This is a genomic window from Pseudenhygromyxa sp. WMMC2535 (assembly GCF_011083025.2).
Genome location: NZ_JABJWV010000001.1, coordinates 3,045,551 through 3,070,409, shown reverse-complemented (window position 1 = coordinate 3,070,409; position 24,859 = coordinate 3,045,551). Strand labels below are relative to the sequence as shown.

Sequence of the window (24,859 nt, the reverse complement as noted above, 5' to 3'; positions counted from 1 at the left end):
GCTCGTGGGCCAGGTCATCGCTCCAGGTCCGCGTCGACGCGGACTGAGCGCGCCGTGACGAACGTTCGCGAGTCCATCGAAGCGCGGCCAAAGCCGTGAGCACGGCTCGCTGGTGCAGTTCCCGATGCGGAGGCCTCGCAACTTCTTCGCCGGGTTAGCGAGTTCGCGACCTGTTCGGATTATCACGGCTGCGTGCTTGCCGGGCGTCGATCGTCCACGCGCGCACGGGTACACTCGCTGCTCCAACTGGCCGGACTACGGCCTTTGATTTACGGCGCGACCAATGGCTTCGAAGATTTTTTCAACCCGACTTCGTCCGACCCTCGTCCTCGCAACGGCGGTCGGCACCTTGGCCTGCGCTGGCGGCGAGGTCCTCGACTCGGGCTCCAACGAAGAGGGCACCGGCGACACCGGTGACACCGCGGGGAGCGAGACCGACGGCTCCGAGTCTGAAGAGTCGGTAGGCGAGACCACAGAAGAAAGCTCGACCGACGACGGCGAGTGCAGCTCGGCCGGCTGCGCCTGTGACGGCAGCGAGGGCAGCTGCGACGCGGGCCTCGAGTGCATCGGGGGCGTGTGCGGGACGGCCTCGTGCAACGCCGACGGCGTCGTCGATCCCGGCGAGGAGTGCGACGACGGCAACGACTTCGAAGGCGACGGCTGCGACAACGACTGCACCTGGACCGAGGTCCTCGACGTGCAGACCGGCCGCGCCCACACCTGCGCGCTGATCGAGAGCGGCCGCGTGCGCTGCTGGGGCCTCAACAACGCCGGGCAGCTCGGCTACAAGAACACCGAGAACATCGGCGACAACGAGGTCCCCGCCGAGCCCGCCGACGTGCCCCTGGGCGGCGAGGAGGCCATGTCGATCAGCGTGGGCGGCTCGCACACCTGCGTGAACCTGGCCAGCGGCTCGCTGCGCTGCTGGGGCGAGGGCGGCTCGGGCCAGCTCGGCCTCGGCAACAACAACGACGTCGGCGACGACGAGTTCCCCTTCGACGTCTCGACGGTCAACATCACCGAAGAAATCCTCGGGATCGCCGCTGGCGGCAGCCACACCTGCGTGCTGATCGGCAACGGCGAGGTCCGCTGCTGGGGCCTCGCGACCTCCGGCCAGCTCGGCTACGGCAACAACACCAGCCTCGTCGTGCCCCTCGGCGTCGACGTCCAGCTCGGCACCTTGAGCGTGCTCTTGCGCGCGGGCGAGGACCACAACTGCGCCCTGCTCGACGACGGCAAGCTGCGCTGCTGGGGCCGCAACAACAAGGGCCAGCTCGGCTACGGCAACACCGAGAACATCGGCGACACCGAGACCCCAAACTCGCAGCTCCCGGTCCCGCTCACGCCCCAGGGCGTGCCCAGCGGCACCGCGCTGATCGACCTCGACCTCGGCTACAGCCACACCTGCGTGCTCTACGAGACCGGCGACGTGGTCTGCTGGGGCGACAACTTCTACGGCCAGCTGGGTCAGGGCAACACCGACACCATCGGTGACGACGAGACCCTCAACACCCTCTTCCCCATCGACCTCGGCGGCGAGGCCGTGTCCTTGCGCCTGGGCAAGCAGCACAGCTGCGCGATGCTCGAGGGCGACGAGATCAAGTGCTGGGGCCGCAACATCTACGGTCAGCTCGGCCGCGGCGACATCCAGCACATCGGCGACGACGAGGTCCCCGCAGACATCGGCACCATCGAGCTCGGCGGCGCGGCCACGGCCTTCGACGCCGGCGACTACCACACCTGCGCGGTCGTCGACGGCCACGAGGTCTACTGCTGGGGCTTCAACGACTACGGCCAGCTCGGCTACGCCGACACCCAGCTGCGCGGCGACGACGAGGTCCCCTCCGCGGCCGGCCCCGTCCAGCTGTTCTGAGCCCCCATCCTCCCGCACCTCACCTCCCCTGCATCGATATGTACGCGCCTAAATTGTCCCTTCGGCTCTCGGTCACCAGCCTCCTCGCACTCTCCTCGCTCTTCCTCGGCTGCAAGGGCGGCGAGTCGGACGACGGCGCCGACGGCACCGAGACCGCCGGCACCGAGACCGCCGGCGACAGCAGCAGCGGCGACGAAAACGACGACGACGACGACGACGACGACGACGACAGCTCCGGCGAGAGCACGACCTCCGAGGGCTGCACCTACCTGGGCTGCGACTGCGACGACTCGGCGGGCAGCTGTGACGCCGGCCTGGCCTGCGTCGACGGGGTCTGCGCCGAGACCTTGTGCGGCGACGGCGAGGTCCAGGGCGAGGAGGAGTGCGACGACGCCAACGAGATCGACGGCGACGGCTGCGACAGCGACTGCACCGCGACCGCCGTGTCCGCGCTCAGCCTCGGCGAGAACCACACCTGCGCGCTGATCGACGGCGGCAGCGTGCGCTGCTGGGGCCGCGGTGAGTTCGGCCAGCTCGGCTACGGCAACGCCCTGACCGTCGGCGACGACGAGCTGCCCAGCGACGTCGGCGACATCTTGCTCCCGGGCCCCGCCGTCAGCCTCCGGGCCGGCGGCCAGCACACCTGCGCCATCTTCGAAGACGGCGGGCTGCGCTGCTGGGGCCTCAACGACCGCGGCCAGCTCGGCTACGGCGACGTCAACAACCGCGGCGACGACGAGAACCTCGCCGGCCTGGCCGCGATCGGCGTGGCCTCGGCGATCTCCGTCGAGCCCGGCGCTCGCCACACCTGCGCCCGGGTCGGCAACGGCGAGGTCCGCTGCTGGGGCGCCAACGACTCCGGCCAGCTCGGCTACGGCAACACCTTGGACATGGTCCCCGTGCTCGAGCTGCTCGTGCCTGGCGAGGCCCTCACTCTCGGCGGGACCGCTGCGGGGCTCGCCGGCGGCGGCTACCACAACTGCGTCAGCTTCGTGGACGGCGGCGTGCGCTGCTGGGGCGCCAACGCCTCGGGCCAGCTCGGCTACGGCGACGTCGCCAACATCGGCGACGACGAGCTGCCCAACGCCGCGGGTCTGGTCTCGCTGATCCCCGCCACCTTGCCGCCCAACACCGAGGTCGTCGACGTCGAGCTCGGCGGCTCGCACAGCTGCGCCCTGCTCGGCAGCGGCGACGTCCTGTGCTGGGGCGCCAACGCCTCGGGCCAGCTCGGCCTCGGCAACACCAACCCCATCGGCGACGACGAGACCCCCAACACCCAGCTCGCCGTCAGCTTGCCCGGCGCCGTCAAGCAGCTCGCCCTGGGCGCCAACCACACCTGCGCGCTGCTGACCACCGGCGCCGTGTCCTGCTGGGGCGACAACCAAGTCGGGCAGCTCGGCCTCGGCAACACCGACAACGTCGGCGACGACGAGGCGCCGACGGCCGTCGGCACCGTGGAGCTCGGCGGGAACGCCCTGACGATCGCCGCCGGCTCCAACCACACCTGCGCGCTGCTCGAGAACCACGACGTGCGCTGCTGGGGCCAGAACAACTACAGCCAGCTGGGCCTGGGGAGCATCGTGACCATCGGCGACAACGAGACGCCCGCGGAGAAGGACCCCGTCTCGGTGCTCTGAGCACGCGCCCCGAGCTTCGAGCGAGGCTCGCCAAGGCGAGCTCGAAAGAGGCACGCGCCCTGCGTGCCTCTTTCGTTTGACTGTCCAGCAGCTCGGCGACGCTGGTGGCTGCGCGCGCCCGCGCGACCCACTCCTCCAGCTTCGACTGCGGAGCCGCCTTTTCCAAGATCCGCGAGGGCAGCCGTCCCGAGTGGCCTGGATTTCGGCCGGTCCAAACCATTCGAGCGTTTGCGAAAATAATCTGCACCGCAAAACTTCGCGGGCCGAAGAGGAGGATGTGACTGGCATTCTCCACCAAGGCATCCTTCAACTCTTTCGTGACGAGCCGTGGCTCGCCTTCGACCTGCAGGGCGCGCCCCGCCCCGTGGACGCCCGGCCCATCGATCGCCGGGCCGAGGTCGAGGTCCCCCTCGAAGGCGAGAAGATGGCGGTCCGCCGGGGCTTCCCGGATCTCGTCATGGTCTGCCTCGGCCCAGACGGGCGCGCCTCCCCATCGCTGCCGGACGGCGCGGTGCTGTCGATCGAGGCCCAAAAAGCCCGCGACTGGCGGCTGCGCTGGCGCCTGCCCTTCTTTCAAGCGGTCCTCGCCCGGGATCACGAGCTCCCCTGCTGGATGATCGTCGTGTCCTTCTCCGACGAGATGTCCGCGGATCTGCGAGCCTGGTCCCAGGGTCCGCCGCCGCGGGTGGACGCCGTGGTCCTGGACGTCCACACCGTCGCGGCGATCCATGATCCCGAGCTGGCCAGGAAGCGGCCACAGGCAGCGGTGCTGGCCGCAGCCTTGCACGGATCCAGAGGCGATCTAAAAGCAGCCCAGGCCGGGCTGCTGGCCACCCGTGAGCTGCCCGAGGCGCAGCGTCACGCCTATACTATGACCATTCTCGCGGCCGTACCTCGCGCCGATAGGAGCAAATTGATGGAGCTGATCCCAAAAGACGAACACGACCCGCTGTGGGAGATCGAGATGAACAGCGGAACCTTTCACCTCGGCCTCGAGAAGGGCCGCAAAGAAGGCCAGGAAGAGGGCCGCGCCCAAGGCCGCGCCCAGGGCCGCAAAGAAGGCAAGGAAGAAGGCCGCGCCCAGGGCCAGGCGGCGGTGCTCACGGAGATGATCCTCGCCCTGCTCGAGGTCCGAGGCGTCACCGTCGACGCGACCAGCGAGGCGCGGATCCGCGGGGAGTCGTCGCTCGCGCGCCTGCGAGCCTGGGCCGCCGCCGCGCGGGACGTGACTCGAGCCGACGCGCTCTTCGACTGAAGGCTGGCACCTGGCGGTCGACCCCCGGCTTCGGGCTCGGGCTCGGGCTCGGGCTCGGGCTCGGGCTCGGGCTCGGGCTCGCTCAGCGGCGACGGCGGAGCATCGGCAGGACCAACAACCCGAGCAGCAACCAACCGCGCTCGCTCGGGGGCAGACCGCTGCGGCAAGCGCAGCCGCCCTCGAAGTCCCCGCCCTGACCGAAGCCCGGCGGCAGGCCGCTGCCAAAGTCGTCGCCCCCGTCGAGGCTGTCGGTCCCGATCTCGTCGTTGCTCCCGCCCTCGTCGTCGCCGCCCGTGCTCCCGCCAGAGTCACCGCTGTCTGCGCTGTCTCCCCCGCCCGTGCTCCCCCCCTCGTCGCCGCTCTCCTCGCCGCCGGTCGTGGTCGTGTCGCCCGAGCTGCCAGCGGTCGCGCTGAAGGAGACGACGGCGCTCATCGCCGAGTTGCTCGAGGTGTCGGTGGCCACGCAGTAGGCGTCGTAGTCGCCCTCGGGGATGTCGGTGACGTTCCACTCGAAGGGCGCGCTGGCCTTGGAGCCGACCTGGTCGCCGTTGACCCACAAGACCACGCTGGCCACGGCCTGGTCGTCGCTGGCGGAGCAGGTGATCAAAAAGTCGGCGCCCACCCCAAAGACCTCGCCCTCGCTGGGGTAGGTCAAGGACACGCTCGGCGCCTGGCTGTCGACCTCGGCGGCGCCGAACATCCCGAGCAGCTCCTGGTAGCTGTTTTGTAGCGAGCTGCTGCAGTACTGGGTGTGCTGAGAGGAGCAGTAGATCCCGTTGCCGCCGTCGACGAGGGTCAGGCAGGTGTCCGTGAAGCTCGGGTTCCCCCCCGAGTTGTAGGGGTTCATGATGTCGGAGGTGTTGCTGACGTGCTCGAGGCCGTAGGCGTGGGCGACCTCCTGGCTGATCGTCGTCGCCTGGGTGTTGGCCCCGAAGCTCCCCGAGAGCTGGCTCGCGTCGTGGAAGGCGAACACGACGTTGCTCGCGTTCGCGTCCTGGCAGTCGAGGGGAGCGATGCCGAGGACGTTGGACCCAAAGGGGTGGTCGCCCGGCCCGGTCATGCACATCGTGTAGCCGCTGGCGTTGGGCCGCGAGTCCGAGACCACCATGTTGAAGGGCGCCCAGTCCTGGGTGACCGCGTCCATGACCGACTGGCGCTGGGCCGCGGTCCCGCCGTAGTCGGGGTAGGCGCCCGAGAAGCCGTACTGACAGGCGATGATCGACGAGTCGACGGTGGCGTCGTCTCCCCCCTGGCAGACCAGGTCGGTCCCGTCCATGTTGACGAAGATGTAGGTCGGGTCGGCGACCGGGACCTGGGGGATTGTCGACTCGACGCCCTGCTCCTCGGGAGAGTAGGGGATGGACAGGCGCTGGACCTGCCCGGGGTCGACGATCGGGGTCGGGTCATCGTCGGGGATCGTCGGCGCGACCTTCAGCGCGGGCGAGCCGGGGCCAGCCAGGGCCGGGCCCGCGGCGGTGACGATGAGCCCGATCCCCGCGGCCGCGAGCGAGAGGAAGAGCGCACCGACCAGACGGGGCAGGCGGGGCGCGCCGACCAAACGGGGCAAACGGGACAAACGGGGCATTCGGGGCAAGGGAGCGCTTTTCTCGTCCGACATCGCCAACTCGAGGACTGCGACACAGCGTCGCAGCCCACGAATACCAACCCTGGCGCGCGAAAAGCAACCTTCGAGAGCGCCGCGCGAGGCCGCCTACACATCCAAGCCTCGGCGTACACTCCCGCGAATGGGACGGAGCATCGCGCTGGCAGGGGGAACCGGGTTCATTGGCCGCCACGTCGCGGCGCGCCTGGTCGCGGCGGGACACCGGGTCGTCGCGGTGGCGCGCGGAGTCGCGCGGAGCTCCTCGACCGACAGCGAGACGACCGAAGTCGAGCTGCGCCGCTGCGACCTGAGCCAGGCGAGCGTCGCCGAGATCGCGGCCGCCCTCGCCGGCTGCGACGCGCTGGTCAACCTCGTGGGCATCAAGCGCGAGGAGCCCGGCGGCCTGAGCTTCGAGCAGGCCCACGTCGCGCTCCCCCAGCGCCTGGCCGCGGCCGCGCGCGCGGCAGGGATCTCGCGGCTGATCCACGTCAGCGTCGCCGGTGCCCGGGCCCACCCGCGCTCGGCCTACCTCGACAGCAAGGCCCGCGGCGAGCAGGCCGTGCTCGCCGAGGGCCTCGCCCTCGACGACCCGAGCGTGACCGTGCTGCGCCCGGGGGTGGTCTACGGCCGCGGCGACGATCTGCTGCGCAACCTCGCCGACGGCGTCCGCTCGGCGCCGATCTTCCCGGGCCCCGACGGCGGCCGAGCCGAGCTCGCTCCGGTCGCCGTCGAGGACGTGGCCGAGGCCGTGGCGCGCTGCCTCGAGGGCGAGCGCGAGGCGGCCCTGCGCGGCGCGGTCATCGACGTCGTCGGCCCCGCCCGCCTGAGCCTGCGCGCGCTCGTCCACGAGGTCGCCGCGGCGCCGAGCGTGGCCCGACCCTGCCTGGTCGCGCCGGTCCCCGCGGCCTTGCTGCGCCCCGCCGCCGCCCTGCTCGAGCGCCTCTCGGCCGACCCTCTGCTCACGCCCTCGCAGCTGGTCTTGCTGCGCGAGGGCGTGGTCGGTGACCCCGAGCCAGCCAGGCGCCTGCTCGACCTCGAGACCCGCCCGCTGAGCGCCGCGGCCATCGACGCCGCGCTCGCGGACTTTCGCCCGCGCCTGCCGAGCTTGCGCCTGCTCCCGGATCCACGCGCGAGCGCCGAGCTCCACGCCCAAGTCACCCGCACCACAGCCGACTTTGGCCCAGTCCCCTCCAGCGGACGACTCCTGGCCTTCGCCGCGATCGCGGTCGCGGCCATGCTGCTCGCGCCGCGCTGGATCCCCTCGGTGTGGACACGCATGGCCGCCCTCGAGGTCACGCTCTCGATCCTCGCCCTGCTCACCCTCGATCTGCGCTGGGGCGCGCTGTGGCGCCCGAAGCCGGCGCGGCTAGCGTGGGGCCTGGGCGCTGCCCTGATCATGTGGGCGGGGGCCCTCGGCGTCGGCGCGGCCCTGGCAGCGCTCGCGCCTGCGCTGTGGTCTCAGGCGGCCGCGCTCTACGACTGGGCCGACGCCCTGCCCCTCGCCGCCTCCGCGGCCCTGCTCGCGGTGATCGTCGCGGGCGAGGAGCTCGTCTGGCGCGGCGCCCTCGGCCTGGCCCTGGTCCCACGCCTCGGCCCCTGGGGGGCGACCCTCACCTCGGCAGCGCTCTTCACCCTGGCCCACCTCAGCTCGGGCCCGCCGCTCCTCGCCCTCGCCGCGGCCCTCGCCGGCGGCGCCTGGACGGCGCTGGCGATCCGTTCGCGCAGCCTGATCGCGCCCTTCTCGTGCCACCTGATCTGGGACGCGGCGCTGCTGTGGCTCACGCCCATGCGCGGCTTTTGAGCCGGCCCCAAAGCCCTGCGCTGGGCCCCGCGCTGGCCCCCGGAGACAAGGCGCGCGAGCCCGTTCACCCCCCGCTGCGGCGTAGATTGCTCAGCCCCGCCGACTCCCCGCCGAGTGGGGGATCCCCGCGGGGCCCACCATTGAAGCCCGGCCCGATCTCCCTCACCATGGCCCGGCATCGGAGCGACATGAGTCAGACGATCATCTACACGAAGACCGACGAAGCCCCCGCGCTGGCGACCTACTCCTTCTTGCCGATCATCCAGGCTTTTGCGGGAGCCGCCGGTGTCGAGGTCGAGATCCGCGACATCTCCCTCGCCGGCCGCATCCTCGCCGTCTTCCCCGATCACCTCCGCGAAGATCAGCGCGTCGACGACGCCCTGTCCGAGCTCGGTCAGCTGGCCAAGACTCCGGAGGCCAACATCATCAAGCTGCCCAACATCAGCGCCTCGGTCCCCCAGCTCAAGGCCGCCATCGCCGAGCTCCAGGCCAAGGGCTACGCCCTGCCGGACTACCCCGAGGAGCCCAAGACCGCGGCCGAGACCGAGGCCAAGGCTCGCTACGACAAGATCAAGGGCAGCGCCGTCAACCCGGTGCTGCGCGAGGGGAACTCCGACCGCCGGGCCCCGGCCGCGGTCAAGGAGTACGCCCGCAAGAACCCGCACTCCATGGGCGCGTGGTCGAGCGACTCCAAGTCCCACGTCTCGACCATGGGCGCCGGCGACTTCTATCACAACGAGAAGTCCGTCACCGTCCCCGCGGCGACCACCGTCCGCATCGAGCACGTCGCCGCCGACGGCAGCGTGACCGCCCTCAAGGCCAAGCTCCCCCTCGAGGCCGGCGAGATCATCGACGGCACGATGATGAGCAAGCAGGCGCTGATCGAGTTCCTGCGCGCGCAGGTCGACGAGGCCAGGCAAAGCGGCGTGCTCTTCTCGCTGCACATGAAGGCCACGATGATGAAGGTCTCCGACCCGATCATCTTCGGCCACGCCGTCGAGGTGTTCTTCGCCGACGTGTTCAAAAAGCACGGCGGCGTATTCGAGGAGCTCGGCGTCGACGTCAACAACGGCCTCGGCGACCTCGTGGCCAAGATCGCCAGCTTGCCCGAGGACCGCCGCGCGGCCATCGAAGCCGACATCCAGGCCGTCTACGCCAACGGCCCGGCCATCGCCATGGTCGACTCGGACCGCGGGATCACCAACCTCCACGTGCCCAGCGACGTGATCATCGACGCCTCGATGCCCGCGATGATCCGCACCTCGGGCCGGATGTGGAACGCCGCCGGCAAGACCCAGGACACCAAGGCGGTGATCCCCGACAGCAGCTACGCCGGCGTCTATCAGGCCGTGATCGAGTCCTGCAAGGCCCACGGCGCCTTCGACCCCACGACCATGGGCAGCGTGCCCAACGTCGGCCTGATGGCGCAGAAGGCCGAGGAGTACGGCTCCCACGACAAGACCTTCGAGATCCCCTCGGCCGGCACCGTGCGCATCGTCGACGCCGAGGGCAAGACGCTGATCGAGCACAGCGTCGAAGCCGGCGACATCTGGCGCGCCTGCCAGGTCAAGGACGCCCCCGTCCGCGACTGGGTCGAGCTCGCCGTGCGTCGCGCCCGGGCCACCGGCACCCCCGCCGTGTTCTGGCTCGACGAGAAGCGTGCCCACGACGCCCAGCTGATCGCCAAGGTCCGCACCTACCTCGGCGAGTGCGACACCGAGGGCCTCGAGATCCACATCAAGGACCCCGTCGAAGCCACCCGCTTCTCCCTCGAGCGCATCCGCGCCGGCAAGGACACCATCTCCGTCACCGGCAACGTCCTGCGCGACTACCTCACCGACCTCTTCCCGATCCTCGAGCTCGGGACCAGCGCCAAGATGCTCTCGATCGTCCCGCTCATGGCTGGCGGCGGCCTGTTCGAGACCGGCGCCGGCGGCTCGGCCCCCAAGCACGTCCAGCAGTTCGAGAAGGAGGGCCACCTGCGCTGGGACTCCCTCGGTGAGTTCCTCGCCCTCGCCGTCTCCTTCGAGCACCTCGCCGAGCGCTACAAAAACGCCGGCGCCGCCATCCTCGGCAAGACCCTCGACCAGGCCACCACCAAGTACCTGCTCGAGAACAAGGCCCCCTCGCGCAAGGTCAACGAGCTCGACAACCGCGGCAGCCAGTTCTACCTGAGCCTCTACTGGGCCCAGGCCCTCGCCGCCCAGAGCGAGGACAAAGCCCTCGCCGAGCGCTTCGCCCCCATCGCCAAGGCCCTCGCCGACGCCGAGACCAAGGTCATCGCCGAGCTCGAGGCCGCCCAAGGCACCGCCCAGGACATCGGCGGCTACTACATGCCCGACGAGGCCCTGGCCAGCGCCGCCATGCGCCCGAGCGCGAGCTTCAACCAGGTCATCGACGGCCTGAAGTAAGCCCTCCCAAGCCCTCCGGCTCTCACCAGACCCGGGACTCGAGCACCGCTCGGGCCCCGGGTCTCACATTTTAAACCCTCCTCCGCAGACGGCCTCTCCCTCCAACGACGACCTCAAACCCTCCTCCGTGGACGGCCCTCTCCCTCCAACGACGACCTCAAACGCTCTTCCGTGGACGGCCCTCTCCCTCCAACGACGACCTCAAACGCTCTTCCGTGGACGGCCCTCTCCCTCCAACGACGACCTCAAACCCTCCTCCGTGGGCGGCCCTCTCCCTCCAACGACGACCTCAAACGCTCTTCCGTGGACGGCCCTCTCCCTCCAACGACGACCCCAAGCGCTCTTCCGGAGACGGACCTCTTCCCCGAAGAGCAAACACCCTCCATCGACCCGGGGCGGAGACCCTCCCCGACAAAGACGCGCACAAAAGGGCCAGCAGGGGACCCTTCCAGCGAGTTTCGCGTACGACCTCTCCACCGAAGCCACACACCCTCGAGGACCCCTCTCTCCAATACCCCACCTCCCTCCGAAGTCAGCGAACTGTCCGAGCGGGAAGGGTCCCCTGCTGGCCCGTGCGCTTCCCCATCGTCACCACCACCCCCCGCCAAAAACCAGGCACCCTCCACCAAACACCAAACACCAAACACTCACCCCCCAACAACCTCCCCCATAAAGCGCTCCACCTCCTCCACATACCGCCCCCCCTCCGTCATGTGAATCTCATGCCTCCCCGGGATCTCCACCACCCGCAGATCCCCCACCAGCCCCCTCACCCGCGCGAGATCCTCATCATCGATGGCCCCGAGGATCCCCCAGTAGGGATCCCGCGAAGCAGAGGCCCGCAGCAGCAAGGTCGGACACGCGATCCCCCGCAGCGTCGCCTCCACGTCGAAGCCCTCACCCAGCGACCCGTCCGCCGTCGCGCGTGAAAAGTCCGGGTCGTACTCCGACAAGAACTTCAGCGACGCCCGCATGTTGAAGGGCAGCAGCGGCACGTCGTAGGGCCGGCTCGGCCGCAGCGCCCGGTTCATGCGGTAGAGCCCCAAGATCACCGAGACCACCGGCGGCGGGATCATCCGCAGCTCCCGCGTGCCCTCCACCGGCATCCCCAGCCGCGAGAAGTAGCCGCGAAGGTCTCGCGGGCCCGGCCCGCCCAGGGTCTCGACGGCGACCTCGAAGAGCAGCCGCATGTATCGCTCCTCGCGGATCCGCGGCAGGATCGACGCGAAGATCGGCGGGTCTTCGGCGATCACCGCGAGCACCTGCTCGCGCGCCCAGGCCCCCAGCCAAAGCGCCAGCACTCCGCCCGAGGACAGCCCCGCGACCACCGCTGGCGCGCCGATCACCTCGGCCATGAACGCGCGCAGGTCCGCCCCGCAGATCTCGTAGCTGTAGCGCCCCGGCGTGCGCGTCGACTTGCCGTGGCCGCGCAGGTCCGGCACGACCACCCTGAAGCGCTCGGCCAGCGCCGGCATGACCAGCCCGTAGCCCTGCCACGACTCCATCTGCCCGGGGATCAGCAGCAGCGGCGGCCCTGCGTCCGGGCCGATCACATAGTTGAGCGTGACCTCCCCGAGGTCCACGCGCTGCTCCTCGAAGCCGGCGGGGATCCCCGCGAGGCTGGCGTTCTTGGCGACCCGTCGTTTCACCATCGACCTCTCCCAGCTCGCGAGATAACACGCCTCCTCGCCCGCGGCCCACCTGGCCATGAGCCACCTCGTGCCACGCTGCCAGCCGCAGCCGTAACCGTAGCCGTAGTCGCATCGACGCTCGGGTGCTGGGCCAGCTCGCCCTCGTCCTGCGCTGGCACGCGACCGAGGCAGGCTCCCCCTCGCCCTCTTCACCGAGCTCGTCACCGAGCTCGTCACCAAGCTCATCACCGAAGGTGTCCTCGGGCGCGAGGCCCCACGCCCCGCGCCCGTCGACGGCTCGGCTCGGCGTCTGTGAATTTTTCCCGCAGGTCCTCAGGTGCGTCGCTGGGGAAAAATCACAGACTCTCAGGACACCGAGAAGCCCTGCCAGCTGTTCATCGGCCGGAAGATCTTCACCTCCCAAACCTCGAAATCATGCTCGCTCGCGTAGGTAGCGAGGGTGAAGGTATGCGGATTGCTCGCGTCGACGACGGCATAGTCGAAGAGCGCCCCGTCATGATGGAGCACCGCGATGTCCGAGCCGCTCGTGTCGGTGTTTTCAATCCTCAGCGCCGCCGTGGTCTCCGGAGCGACGCGATCGCTGAGCACACCGTCGCTCGGCAGGTCGACCCAGCCGCCGGTGTCGTCCTTGTAGTCCCACGCCGCCGCGCTCTCTTTCCAGCGCAGCGTGCCGGTGTCCTGGTTGATCATCGTGCCCCCGGTGGTCCTCGACCACTTGACCTTGTAGGTCGGGTCGTCGCTGATCAGGTGGAGCGCGCGCAGATAGTGGCTCGTGGATGTCGAGAGCGTGATCGTGAAGCTCGAGCCGGCCTCCCCCGACGCAACGATCGCGCTCACCGGGGGCGTTGTCGCGTTGCTGGTCGAGACGGCGTAGTAGGTCGTATAGGTCGGCGGGTCATGGCTGACCACGGTGAAGGTGTAGCTCCCCGCGCTGAAGGTGTGGCTGCTGAGGTCGGTCCAGGTGTTGGGGCTGGTCTCGACCTGCCAGGTGCCGCTGTAGTCGCTGTTATCGTCGCTCCAGCGCAGATTCATCGATGTCGTCATGATTGGTCCCTTTCTACTTTGGTCTGATACTGATACCGCAATGAATTCCAAATCAGCCCGGGGGCCAAAGCGGCTCCCGCCCGCCGCGCTCTAGGAGCACACACTAGAGCGCCTCGAGAGCCTCGGCCCGCGCGTCGAAACCAAATTCTCGCAACACGGGCGCAGCCTCGTCGACGAGCGCGGAGATCCGCGCCACGCTCCCGGGCGCGTCCCCAGCGTGCAGGGTCTCGGCCAGCGAGGCCTGGATGTCTGCGCGCTCGAACACCTCTTCGGCGCTCACGAGGCTGGCGGCGCGCTCGAGGTCCTCGCGCGCCGCGTCGAGCTCCCCGCGGGCCAGCCTGGCCTGGCCGCGGCCCTTGAGCGGCATGGAGAGATCGGGGTGGTCGCGGCCGAGGGCGCGCTCGAGGTCGTGCAGCGCCCAGTCGTAGGCCGCGAGCGCGCCGACCTGATCTCCGAGGGCCGCCCGCGACTCGCCGATGTTCGAGCGCAGCGAGGCCACCGCGGGGTGGCTGGGCCCGAGCCTGGCCGCGCGCAGATCCAAGCTGCGCTCGTAGGCTCGCAGCGAGCCCTCGAAGTCGCCGGTGAAGAAGCGCAGCACGCCTCGGGCCTCCTCGACCTCGTCGCGGGCCCGCGCGGAGGCCCAGTCCGCGGCCGTGTAGATCTCCGCGCAGGCGTCGAGCTCGACGAGGGCCGCCTCGAGCTCGCCGCTGGCCATGAGCAGCTTCGAGCGGTTGAAGCGGACCTCGGCCACGGACAGCGCGTCGCCCCCAAAGGCGGCCTCGCGCATGACCTGGGCGCGATCGTAGTGCGTCGCGGCGACCTCGAGCGCCCCGCTAGCGAGGGCGAGATTGCCGAGGTCGAGCTCGACGGCGGCGACGGCCGGCGCGGTCTCACCCAGGGGCTCCGCGAGGGCGCGAGCCTCCTCGAGGGCGGCCTCGGCCTCCGACAGGCGATCCAGGGTCGCGAGCAGGCGGCCGCGCTCGAGGGCGCGACGGATCCGCCGCTCGCGCGACAAGCTCGCGGCCTCGCCCGCCGACGCGTCGAGCAACGCGAGGGCGGCCGCGAATTCACCGGCCTGCTCGCGCGCGCGCAGCTCGGCCATGAGTAGATCGAAGGCCAGGTTCGGCCGGTCCTCGCCGAGGCGCGAGACCGCGGCCTCGGCCTCGGCGATCAGGTCGCGCTCGCGGACCGGCTCGCCCCAGGTCCCGGACAGATCCCGGGCGAGGCGCGCTCGCCCCTGGGCCACGAATTCATCGAGGCCCAGGGCCTCGGCCTCGCGGACCTGCGCGAGCATGATCTCCGCGCCCACGTCGTGCTCCTCTCGCAGCAGCGCGGCCTCGCCTGCCAGGGCCGCGACCGCGAGGCGCAAGGGCGGGTAGTCGCTGGCCTCGAGGCCGAGCTCGAGGCGCGCGCGTAGGCTCTCGGCCTCGTCGAAGCGACCGAGCTCCATCAGCGCCTCGGCCCGGGAGACCTGTCCAAAAGCGGCCAGGAGCGCGTCTGCCTGGGCAGCGTCGGCCGGCAGCGCGAAGGGATCATCGAGGCGCCGAGGGTCCGCGCAGACCTCGAGCGCCGGCAGATGATCGAGCAGCTCGAGGGCGCGACCGGGCACGCTGGGCTGCTCGCCCGCGGACATGAGCACGTCGATCACGGCCTCGGCCCGGTGGCGCTCGCGGGCCAGGCAGGCCACGCGGCGGTCGAGCAGCGCCTGCGACTGGCTGCCCTCGACATGCGTCGCCTCGCAGGCGTCGCGGCTGGCCGCGAGCCAGTCGGCCGCCCACCCGTCGAGGGTCTGCTCGACGAGGGCCGCGCTGGCCGGGGCGAAGTCGAGGCCGCTGGCCGCGAAGGCCTCTCGCAGCGCGCCGCGCCGGGTCGCGTCCCAGGTGCCCTCGAGGGCGGACGCATCGACGGCGCACAGCGGCGGCTCCCCGGCGCCCTGCGAGGCGAACAGGCCGAGGGTGACCAGGGCCGCGCTCACGCCAGCGCCCAACAGCGCGCCACGTCGACCCTCCAGCGCCGCCTCGAGCTCGGCGAGCAGCGCCGCCATGCTCTCCCAGCGCTCGCCGGGCTCGCAGCGCAGGCCCTTGCTCAGCGCCCGCCGCACCCGCCAGGGCGCGCGCCCGTCTTCGGGGGCCTGGAGGCGACCGGCCGCGATCTGCTCGCACAGCTCGCCGACGGACTTGGCGACGAAGGGCCGGCGACCAAAGAGCAGCTCGTAGGCGGTCACGCAAAACGCGAACTGATCCCCCGCGGGCGTGCACGGCCGCGCGGCGAGCTGCTCCGGGGCCATGTAGGCCGGCGTCCCCAGCAGCGCGCCGTGGCGGGTCAGCGTCCCCGCCAGCGGATCCCCCGCGCGCGTGCGGGTCGAGTCCAGCGTCGCGCCCTCGCCCCCGCTCTCGCCCCCGCCCCCGCTTCCCCGCCAGGTCGAGTCCATCTCCACGGAGATCCCCTGACCGAGCTCGTCGAGCTGCCCGCGCGCGAGGCCGAAGTCGAGCACCCGCACCCGCCCGTCGTCGCCGACGATCACGTTGTCGGGCTTGAAGTCGCGGTGGACCAGGCCAGCGGCGTGCGCCGCCGCCAGCCCGCGCCCGGCTTGGATCAGCAAGTCCAGCGCCGCTCGCCAGCCTCGCGTCTGCGCCTCGGCTCGCCAGCGTCGCAGCGTCCGCCCGGCGACGAACTCCATCGCCAAGAAGAGCGCGCCCTCGTGCTCGCCGACCTCGTAGAGCCCGACCACGTTGGGGTGCGAGAGCTTGGCCAGGGCGAGGGCCTCACGGCGCAGGCGCTCGGCACCGCCCTCGCTGGAGATCCCCACGCGCAGCAGCTTGACGGCGACCTTGCGATCGAGGCGCTCGTCGTAGCAGGCGTAGACCACCCCCATGCCGCCTTCGCCGAGCTTGCGCAGGACCACGAACGGCCCGATCGCGGCGACCCCCGGGCCCGACGCGTCGCCGCCCTGGTTGGCCTTCGGGAACAGCTGCGCCCGCAGGCGCGCCTGCGTGGCCAGGTCGCGCAAGGTGTCGCCGTCGAGCGAGGCCGAGCTGCGACCAGCCTCGACGAGCGCGTCGGTCAGCGGATCGCTCGATGCCTGCGCGCGCTCCATCGCTACCCCAGGCTACACGCCATGGGCTGGAGCGCACGAGTTTTTCTAGTGCTGAAGACGCGAGGATTGGCTTGCCGAGTGGAAACGGCTCACTCGTAGTCCAGCGCGTCGGCCCGGCGTGCGAGCAGCTCTTCGATCTGCGGGAGCAGCTCGCGGGTCATGTCGGCGAGCTGATAACGCGGCGCCCAGCCCCAGTCCTCGCGGGCGTTTTGATCATCGAGGGCCGAGGGCCACGAGTCGAGGATGCGCTGGCGCTTGGGGTCGGGCTCGAAGCCAAAGTCCGCGCCGCGGGGCAAGGCCGCGGCCACGTCGGCGGCGATCTCCTCGGCCGTCGGCGAGAACGCGGCGATGTTGTAGATGCAGCGGCGCAGCTGCTCGCGCGGGGCCTTGGACAGCTCGAGCAGCGCCCGGATGCCGTCGGGCATGTACATCAGGGGGATGCGGGTGTCGGGGCGGCAAAAGGCCGTGTAGCTGCCCTTGCGCACGCCGTCGATGTACATGAAGACGACGTAGTCGCTGCTGCCACCGCCGGGGATCGAGGCCGAGATCAGCCCGGGGAAGCGGACCCCGCGGACGTCGAGGCCGAAGCGCGCGGCGTAGTAGTCGGCCAGCATCTCGCCGGCGGCCTTGGTCACCCCGTACATCGTCGTGGGGTGCAGGGCCACGTCGTCGCCGACGGTCTCGGGCAGCCCCGGCCCGAACACGGCGATGGTGCTCGTGAAGATCAGCTGGGCCACGCCGGCCAGGCGGCAGGCCTCGAGGACGTTGTAGGTCCCGCCCTGATTGACGCGATAGGTCAGATCCGGGTCGACCTCGCCGCGCGCCGAGAGGATCGCCGCGAGGTGGAAGATCTTGTCCGGCTTCAGCTCGCCGACCAGCTCGACCACGGCCTCGCGCTCGGTGACGTCGAGGCGGTGCCAGGGCAAGTCGGCGGGGAGCTCGGCGCCGGCCGGCGGGCCGCGGAGGTCACTCCCGTGCACTTCGTGGCCGTCCGCGAGCAGGGTTCGGATGAGGTCGGCGCCGACTTGGCCACCGGCGCCGGTCACGAGGATGCGCACGGCGGCAGTCTCCCCGATTCGCTCCGCGCCTCGCAAGCTGGCCGGCCGCGAAGTCGGGGATCCCGGCGAAAGCAAGATCACGCGAATTCGCGGCGCGCAGCGCTGTTCGCAACCATTCGTGCAAAGAGATCTCCCACCCGAAGGCGCGCGAACGCGCCGGCTCGAGGGCCCCCTCTCGACCTTGGCGGCGCCCTCTCGACCCCCGCCTCGGCCGGAATGGCGATCCGCCCAGGCGCGTCGAGGCAGCGCGCCCTCGGGCGCTGCCTGCGACTCCAACCCACACCGCGACGCCCGCCACCGCCGGATTCTTGCCAGGCCGGGCGTTGCTGTGCCAATCACCGAAACAGCCGTGCTCTACCACCTCCTCTACGGGTTGCACGACCAGGCCAGCTGGCTCTCGGGCCTCAACGTCCTGCGCTACACCTCCACGCGGATCTTGCTGTCCACGCTGACCGGGCTGCTGCTCACGCTGCTGCTCTATCCGTGGTTCATCCGCACGCTCCAGCGCATCCAGCTCGGCCAGGTCGTCCGCGACGACGGACCCGAGTCGCACCTGGCCAAGCGCGGCACGCCGACCATGGGCGGCTCGCTGATCATCTTCGCCGTCATCATCCCGACGGTGCTGTGGTCGGACCTCGGCAACCCCTTCGTGCTGCTCGCGACCTTGGTCACCGCCGGCTTCGGCGTGATCGGCTTCCTCGACGACTTCCTCAAGATCCGCCGCAAGAGCTCCGGCGGCCTGCCGGGGCGCTACAAGTTCCTCGGCCAGTTCGCCGTCGCGACCGCCGTGGTCGCCTACCTCTACAGCGGCGACATCATGCCCGAGGCGATCCGCTACCAGCTCGCCCTGCCCTTCTCGGACTTCTACGCCACCAAGATCGTGCTCCCGCACTGGCTGTACTGGGTGTTCTCGGTCCTGGTGATCGTCGGGGCGAGCAACGCGGTCAACCTGACCGACGGCCTCGACGGCCTCGCGATCGGCCCGACGATCATCTCGTCCGGCACCTTCTTGGCGCTGACCTACGCCGCCGGCACCTTGCTGGCCGGCTTCGACATCGCCCGCTACCTCAACATCCCGCACATCCCCGGGGCCGGGGAGCTGGCGATCTACTGCGGGGCGATGTGCGGGGCCGGCGTGGGCTTCCTCTGGTACAACACCTACCCGGCGAGCGTGTTCATGGGTGACGTCGGCTCGCTGCCCCTCGGCGCGGGTCTGGGCTTTTTGGCCGTGGCGTCAAAAAACGAGTTCACCTTGCTGGTCGTCGGTGGGATCTTCGTGCTCGAGACCGTCTCGGTCATCATCCAGGTCGCGAGCTTCAAGCTCACCGGCAAGCGCGTGTTCAAGATGGCGCCCATCCACCACCACTTCGAGCTCAAGGGCTGGGCCGAGCCCAAGGTCATCGTCCGCTTTTGGATCATCAGCTTTGCCCTGGCCCTCCTCGCGCTGGCCACGCTGAAGCTACGGTGAGCGCCTCCGACTCGAGCACCCAGCTGCGCCTCCCGGCCCTCGCCAGGGTCCGCCGCGCCCTCGTGGTCGGCTGCGGCCAGAGCGGCGTCGCGGCGGCCGAGCTGCTCGCGGCCGCCGGCGTCGAGCTGCGCCTCTACGATCGCCGCGCCGAGGTCCACGGCCTGCCCGCGCGCCTCGACGGCGCCGAGCTCTACTTCGGCGAGGCGCTGCCCCCCGACGCGGCCTTCGCCGACCTCGACCTGCTCGTGCTCAGCCCCGGCGTGCCTCCCCGGCTGTTCCGCGAGCGCTACCGCCGGCTGGTCCCCGAGGCCGAGCTCCACGGCGAGCTCAGCTTGGCCCTGACCATGGTCGCCGACTGGAACCTCCCGACGGTGCTGGTCACCGGGACCAACGGCAAGAGCACCGTGACCGCGCTGACCGGGGCCATGCTCGCGGCCGGCGGCCTCTCGCCCTTCGTGGGCGGCAACCTCGGGATCCCCCTGTGCGAGCTCGTGCTCGCCGTCGCCGAGGGTCGGCGCGAGCGCCCCGGGGCCCTGGTGCTCGAGTGCTCGAGCTACCAGCTCGAGACCCTGCGCGTGTACCCCGAGGCCCCGCGGACCTCGGTGGCCATGCTGCTCAACGTCAGCCCGGACCACCTCGACCGCTACGACTCCATCGGCCACTACGCCCAGACCAAGGCGCGGATCTTCGCCGGCCTCGACGCCAGCTCGCTGGCCCTGCTCGCCGCCAACGACCCCTTCACGCCGACCTCGAGCCAGGCCGTGCCCCCGGTCGCCGACTCCAAGCTCGTCGACGGCCCCGAGCCCCCGCGCCTGACCGAGGGGAGCCAGGACCTCGAGTTGCGCCCCGACGAGCGCTACGCCCGGAGCCAGCTGCCCCTCGCCGGGCGCCACAACGCCATCAACGCGCTCTTCGCCCTCGCCGGCGCCCGCCACCTCGGGGTCTCGCGCGAGCACTGCGAGGCCGCCATGGCCGGCTTCCACGCCCTCCCCCACCGCATGAACCCGATCGCCGAGCGCGGCGGGGTCGTGTTCTACGACGACTCCAAGGCCACCAACGTCGCCTCGGTGCTCGCCGGCCTCGACGGCTTCGAGCGGCCCTTCGTGCTGATCTGCGGCGGCCGGGCCAAGCAGGGCGACGACCTCCGGGCGCTGCGCGAGGTCCTCGGGCGCCGGGCCAAGGGTCTGGTCGCGATCGGCGAGAGCGCCGAGCAATTCCTGGCCATGGCCCGCGGCGCGGTGCCCTGCCAGCAGGCCGTGGACATGCACGCGGCCGTGCGCGCCGCGGCCAGCATGGCCAGCCCCGGCGACGCGGTGCTGCTCTCGCCGGCCTGCGCGAGCTGGGACATGTACCGCAGCTTCGCCCACCGCGGAGAGGTCTTCGCCGAGGCCGTCCGCGCCCTGGGCAGCCCCGACACCGACTGAACTCGAAGCCCGAGCTCGAAGCCCGAGTTCGAAGCCCGACTCGAAAAAGAGCGCTCGCAGCCTTCGCCGCGAGCGCTCTTTCGTCGTTCAAGAACGAAGCGCGGAGCTCAGGGAGGGGTGCCGATCGGCGTGCGCGAGCAGTCGACCTCGCCCCAGTCCATCAGCTCGCCGTGGTCGATCACGGCGAAGTCCATGGGCCGCAGGTCCAGGAGATCGTGAGGCGTGAGCAGCCCGTCCCACTTGTTCTCGGTGAACTGATCGCTCTCGGCCGTCAGCGCGATCTGTCCGCCGTCGGCCAGGAACATCCCGTACTTTTGCAGCGCCCGCGCGACGACCTTGGCGCCCTCGCTGGGCAGCGTGTCCACGGGGTAGTCGGCGCGCAGGCGCAGGTGGACGCCGTAGGGCGGCGCCTGGTCCGGGCCATCGGTCGCGTTGGTGCTGTGGGTCGCCGGCGCCGAGTACATGTGGTGGCGGATGTTGTCGTTGGGCAGGATGAAGCGGATCGCGTGGTCGATGGACCCCGAGGCGACCTCGTCGGCGTCGAAGAGCAGCGGGGCCATGGGGAAGCCCGCCGCGTCGGCGCTGGTGCAGCCCTGGCCGCGGCCGTCGTCGTCGTAGACCTGGTTCATGTCCCAGATCGCCAGGCAGCCGCCGTCGAACTCGCCGTCGACGATGTTGGCCCGGAACATCTCGTAGAGGATGCCCTCGTCGCGGGCGGCGACGAGCAGGTGACAGTCGCCGTTGTTCTCGCAGGCGTAGCCCTCGTTGCCCTCGATCGCCCCGCCCTCGGGGATCGGCATCTCGGCCCAGTCGCAGTCCGGCGTCCAAAACGCGTTGTTGGTCGCGAAGGCCACGCGCGGCGTGTCGGCGTCGGCCTCGAGCGTCTTGATCGAGAAGTCGATCTGAAACTTGTCGCCGTTGCCCCAGCCGGCCTCCTCGAGCCAGGCGATCACCGTGTCCGAGTCGGCCGTGGTCGCCGCCTCGGTGACGTCTCGGCACCACACCGCGTCGGCCGGGAAGTAGCCGGCGCAGGCCGGGAGCTCGCCCCCGCCGGTGTCGGTCGTGTCGTCCTCGGAGCTGGTGTCGTCGCTGTCCGTCGACTCGGAGCTGGTGTCGGCGCTCGTCGTGTCGCTGGTGTCCTCGCCCGTGGTGCCTTCACCCGTCGACTCGCCAGAGGTGTCGACCTCGTCGGCGCCGGTGCCCGTGTCGTCGCTGCTCTCGCCCGCGCCGTCGTCGGAGCAAGCGGCGAGCGCGAGCGAAGAGGACGCGAGGCAGGCCAGCACCAAAGATGCTCGTGACATGGAGTTCATGGCGCAAATGGTACTCCCTGCACCCGGCGCCAGGCACGGCCCCGCGCGCCCTCGACGGTGTCCAACGCAGCGCACCGAGGGAGATCCATGCACGTCGTTTGGCGGGCCATCCGTGACGCGCGAGGCCCCTGCCGTGCGCATAGGCCCCGAGCTCGGCCAAGGTTTTCAGCCCGACGAAAACACAGCCGCCCGGCACGGGTCACCCGCGCCAACGCGCCGCGTGGGGAAAAAATCACAGACTCAGTCCGCGTCGAAGAGCGCGACCTGTACTCGCGCCAGGTAGGCCTCGAGCCCAGGGAAGCGCCCCTTCGCCGCGGCCTGCAAGGGCGTGCTCAGCTCGGGCGTGATGGCGCCGGCGACCATCGAGTAGACCGTCGCGTCGATCGAGGTCATCGCCTCACCAAAAAAGTAGGGCCCCTCGCCGAGCATGACCTCGAGGGCCTCGAGCAGCGCGAGGCCGCGGGCGACGACCTCGGCCTCGGCGTGCCGGCCCATGCCCTGACCGCGCAGCGAGGCCACCGTCTGCTTGCGAATCGAACGCAAGATCAGCGGGACCAGCAAGCCCGGCGCACCGCCCGAGCGCACCGCCCCGCCGATCACGTCGGCGTAGCGCGACCAGACCGCGTCGAGCTGCCAGCGCATGTAGAGCACCACGAAGTAGAGGTCCTCCTCGACCATGCTCTGGACCGCCCGCGCCTGGGCGCGCTGCATGGGGCTCAGCCCCGCGTCGAGCTCGACCCCGCGCGAGCGCGTGAGCCGGGCGATGATCTCGCTCGAGTCCCCGACCAGCTCGCCCTCGAGCTCCGCGTAGGGGGCCTTGCCCTTGGGCGCGCGCTTGGGATCGAAGCCGCCGGCCTCGTAGTCGATGCCCGCCATGCGCAGCCAGAGGATCAGCTTCGTGCAAAAGGGGCTGAGATCGGGCTGACCGAGGCCAGGGCCGAAACGGTAGATCTTGACCGCCATCACCGCCCCAGATGCCCGATTTTCCCGGCCTTGGCCATAGCCGAGCCCGCTCGCCCGCCATTTTTTTGCTTCGCTGGCACGGCCGTGCTTCGTTCCCGAGCATGTCCCAGCCTGCCCAGACCGGCGTGGCCGACGAGCGCGACCTCAGCGAGAGCGCCGACGCGAGCGACCAGCCCCGAGAGCGCCGCGGCAAGGGCCCCGGCGAGCAGGCCATGGACCCGTGGCTGTTCTTTGCGACCCTGGCCCTGGCCGCCATGGGCCTGGTCATGGTCTACAGCTCGAGCGCCTGGACGGGCAGCGGGCTGACGGGCTCGTGGGAGTTCTTCCTGCGCCGCCAGTCCGTGTTCTTCGGCCTGGGGATCGCGGTGATGCTCGCGGTCAGCCGCGTCGACTACCGGATCTTGCGCCGCTTCTCGCCCCAGCTCATGGCCGTGGCCGTGTCCTTGCTCTTGCTGGTGCTCTTCATCTCCGACGACATCAACGGCGCGCGGCGGTGGATCGACCTCGGGCCGATCCACATGCAACCCTCGGAGATCGCCAAGATCTCCCTGGTCGCGTTCATGGCCGCGACCCTGGCCCGGCGCGGCGAGCAGATCCGCCAGTTCAAGGTCGGCTTCCTGGCCCCGATGCTGGTCGCCGGCGGGACCATGCTCCTGGTCCTGCTCGAGAAGGACCTCGGCACCACGGTGCTCATGGGCATGCTCAGCCTGATCCTGCTCTACGTGGCGGGCACGCGCTCGAGCTGGGTGATCGCGGCGGTGATGACCGCGGCGCCCCTGGCCTGGTCACAGATCGTCAACGTCGGCTACCGCCGCGAGCGCGTCGAGAGCTTCCTGTCCGGCGACGACTACCAGGTCGAGCAGGGGCTGATCGCGATCGGCTCGGGCGGCCCCTTTGGCCTCGGCCTCGGCAACGGGCGCCAAAAGCTCGGGTTCTTGCCCGAGAACCACACCGACTTCATCCTCGCGACGATCGGCGAAGAGCTCGGCCTGCTGGGGATCCTCGCCGTGATCGGCCTCTACGCGCTGCTGGTCTGGCGCGGGCTGACCGTGGCCCGCCAGGCCGCGGACCGCTTCGGCACCTACCTGGCCATCGGCCTGTCGGCCCTCTTTGGCCTCCAGGCGCTGATCAACATGGCCGTCGTGCTCGCGCTGATGCCCGCCAAGGGCATCACCTTGCCCTTCGTCAGCTACGGCGGCTCGAGCTTGCTGATGTCGATGGCCGCGATCGGGGTGCTGCTCTCGATCTCGCGCCGGCCCGAGCCGTGGGCGATCAGCGACATGCGCGGGCGCGGGCGCGGCTCGGCACCCAGCGGCTTCGTCACCCGGCTGCGCGAGCGCGTCAGCGGGCTGATCTCCGGCGGCGGGCACCAAGCTCGACCCACTCGCGCCGCCCAGGCGCGACCCAACGTGCGCCGCTGAGCTGCTGCCCCCTGCCGTGCTCGAGCTTCTGGCTCGGGCTTCTGGTCGCAGGTGGTCGTTCGCCTCGGCCAGCGCAGAGCGTGCGCTCCCGTCGTCGCGGCCGATCCACCGCGGCCTGCTAAGCTCCGCGCCATGTCCGCAGATGTCGAAGAGAGCGCTGACGAGCGCAGGGACATCGCCAAGAAGACCCTCGTACGCCTGGTCGCCGGCTTCCTGAGCATCGCCGCGATCCTCTTCATCCCCGCGGGGACCCTGCGCTACTGGGCCGGCTGGCTGTACATGGCCGTGTTCCTCGGCCCGGCGAGCGCGGCGGGGATCTACTTCTTGCGCCACGATCGAGCCCTGCTCGCTCGACGCCTGCGAACCAAAGAGAGCCAAAGCGACCAGCGCTGGATCATCGCCCTGACCAACACGCTGTTCATCGCCGGCTTCATCCTCCCGGGCCTCGACTTCCGCTTTGGCTGGTCGCAGCTGCCCTGGCCGGTGATCCTCGCCGCCAACGCCCTGGTCGCCGCCGGCTACGCCCTGGTGTTCTGGGTGCTGCGCACCAACAGCTACGCCTCGCGGACCATCGAGGTCGACGCCGGCCAGCGGGTGATCGACACCGGGCCCTACGCGTGGATCCGCCACCCGATGTACACCGGCGTGCTCGTGATGATGCTGGCCTCGCCCCTGGCCCTGGGCTCGCTGTGGGCGCTGCTGCCCTTCGCCCTGCTGCTCCCGCCGCTGCTGGTCTGGCGGATCCGCGGCGAGGAGCGGGTGCTCGGCGAGCAGCTCGTCGGCTACGCGAGCTACTGCGCGCGCGTGCGCTGGCGGCTGATCCCCGGGATCTGGTGACTAGA

The 24,859-nt window shown here is 70.7% G+C and carries 16 protein-coding genes; 9 read left to right on the top strand and 7 right to left on the bottom strand.

Annotated elements, in window-relative coordinates:
• Window positions 1-283 precede the first annotated feature (283 nt).
• From G6O69_RS11810 to G6O69_RS11800, 3 genes are all read left to right on the top strand, one after another.
• Window positions 284-1,873 (top strand): hypothetical protein, encoded by a 1,590-nt coding sequence (locus G6O69_RS11810; protein WP_172303614.1) that lies wholly within the window; start codon window positions 284-286, stop codon window positions 1,871-1,873.
• Window positions 1,874-1,926: 53 nt separating this feature from the next.
• Window positions 1,927-3,510 carry a DUF4215 domain-containing protein gene (locus G6O69_RS11805; protein ID WP_172303613.1) on the top strand — a complete coding sequence of 528 codons (1,584 nt, stop codon included), beginning with the start codon at window positions 1,927-1,929 and terminating at the stop codon, window positions 3,508-3,510.
• Between the two features lie 277 nt (window positions 3,511-3,787).
• Window positions 3,788-4,765: a hypothetical protein gene (locus G6O69_RS11800; RefSeq protein WP_172303612.1), complete on the top strand. Its 978-nt coding sequence runs from the start codon at window positions 3,788-3,790 to the stop codon at window positions 4,763-4,765.
• 82 nt (window positions 4,766-4,847) lie between these two features.
• Here the strand turns inward: G6O69_RS11800 and G6O69_RS11795 are convergent, their stop codons facing one another.
• Window positions 4,848-6,323 carry an Ig-like domain-containing protein gene (locus tag G6O69_RS11795; RefSeq protein WP_176396778.1) on the bottom strand — a complete coding sequence of 492 codons (1,476 nt, stop codon included), beginning with the start codon at window positions 6,321-6,323 and terminating at the stop codon, window positions 4,848-4,850.
• A 187-nt stretch (window positions 6,324-6,510) separates the two neighbouring features.
• On the opposite strand from G6O69_RS11795, the gene G6O69_RS11790 reads away from it, so the two are divergent.
• Both G6O69_RS11790 and G6O69_RS11785 read left to right on the top strand, forming a co-directional pair.
• Entirely contained in the window at window positions 6,511-8,169 is a 1,659-nt protein-coding gene (locus tag G6O69_RS11790) for an NAD-dependent epimerase/dehydratase family protein (RefSeq protein ID WP_172303610.1), read from the top strand.
• Window positions 8,170-8,357: 188 nt separating this feature from the next.
• Complete coding sequence (locus tag G6O69_RS11785; RefSeq protein WP_172303609.1) at window positions 8,358-10,580, top strand: NADP-dependent isocitrate dehydrogenase; 2,223 nt, start codon at window positions 8,358-8,360, stop codon at window positions 10,578-10,580.
• A gap of 647 nt (window positions 10,581-11,227) precedes the next feature.
• On the opposite strand, the gene G6O69_RS11780 is transcribed toward G6O69_RS11785, so the two are convergent.
• The 4 genes from G6O69_RS11780 to G6O69_RS11765 form a co-directional block, all read right to left on the bottom strand.
• Window positions 11,228-12,232 (bottom strand): alpha/beta hydrolase, encoded by a 1,005-nt coding sequence (locus G6O69_RS11780; protein ID WP_172303608.1) that lies wholly within the window; start codon window positions 12,230-12,232, stop codon window positions 11,228-11,230.
• A 345-nt stretch (window positions 12,233-12,577) separates the two neighbouring features.
• A complete protein-coding gene (locus G6O69_RS11775; protein WP_172303607.1) occupies window positions 12,578-13,276 on the bottom strand; it encodes a hypothetical protein in 699 nt (232 codons plus the stop codon).
• 103 nt (window positions 13,277-13,379) lie between these two features.
• Window positions 13,380-16,373 (bottom strand): serine/threonine-protein kinase, encoded by a 2,994-nt coding sequence (locus G6O69_RS11770; RefSeq protein ID WP_172303606.1) that lies wholly within the window; start codon window positions 16,371-16,373, stop codon window positions 13,380-13,382.
• Between the two features lie 89 nt (window positions 16,374-16,462).
• Window positions 16,463-17,431 carry an NAD-dependent epimerase/dehydratase family protein gene (locus G6O69_RS11765; RefSeq protein WP_172303605.1) on the bottom strand — a complete coding sequence of 323 codons (969 nt, stop codon included), beginning with the start codon at window positions 17,429-17,431 and terminating at the stop codon, window positions 16,463-16,465.
• 349 nt (window positions 17,432-17,780) lie between these two features.
• Here G6O69_RS11765 and mraY point away from each other — a divergent pair, with 349 nt between their 5' ends.
• Together mraY and murD are read left to right on the top strand one after the other, a co-directional pair.
• Window positions 17,781-18,899, top strand: coding sequence for a phospho-N-acetylmuramoyl-pentapeptide-transferase (gene mraY, locus G6O69_RS11760; protein WP_172303604.1), 1,119 nt, complete (start codon window positions 17,781-17,783; stop codon window positions 18,897-18,899).
• Window positions 18,896-20,323, top strand: a complete 1,428-nt coding sequence (gene murD / locus G6O69_RS11755) for a UDP-N-acetylmuramoyl-L-alanine--D-glutamate ligase (RefSeq protein WP_172303603.1) — start codon at window positions 18,896-18,898, stop codon at window positions 20,321-20,323. The genes mraY and murD overlap by 4 nt, the downstream gene beginning before the upstream one ends.
• A 107-nt stretch (window positions 20,324-20,430) precedes the next feature.
• Here murD and G6O69_RS11750 read toward each other — a convergent pair whose 3' ends face one another.
• Window positions 20,431-21,633: a hypothetical protein gene (locus G6O69_RS11750; protein ID WP_176396777.1), complete on the bottom strand. Its 1,203-nt coding sequence runs from the start codon at window positions 21,631-21,633 to the stop codon at window positions 20,431-20,433.
• A gap of 240 nt (window positions 21,634-21,873) precedes the next feature.
• Complete coding sequence (locus G6O69_RS11745; protein ID WP_172303602.1) at window positions 21,874-22,596, bottom strand: glutathione S-transferase family protein; 723 nt, start codon at window positions 22,594-22,596, stop codon at window positions 21,874-21,876.
• Window positions 22,597-22,697: 101 nt separating this feature from the next.
• Here G6O69_RS11745 and ftsW point away from each other — a divergent pair, with 101 nt between their 5' ends.
• Window positions 22,698-24,017, top strand: a complete 1,320-nt coding sequence (ftsW, locus tag G6O69_RS11740) for a putative lipid II flippase FtsW (RefSeq protein WP_172303601.1) — start codon at window positions 22,698-22,700, stop codon at window positions 24,015-24,017.
• A gap of 132 nt (window positions 24,018-24,149) precedes the next feature.
• Entirely contained in the window at window positions 24,150-24,854 is a 705-nt protein-coding gene (locus G6O69_RS11735; protein ID WP_172303600.1) for an isoprenylcysteine carboxylmethyltransferase family protein, read from the top strand.
• Window positions 24,855-24,859: the final 5 nt, after the last annotated feature.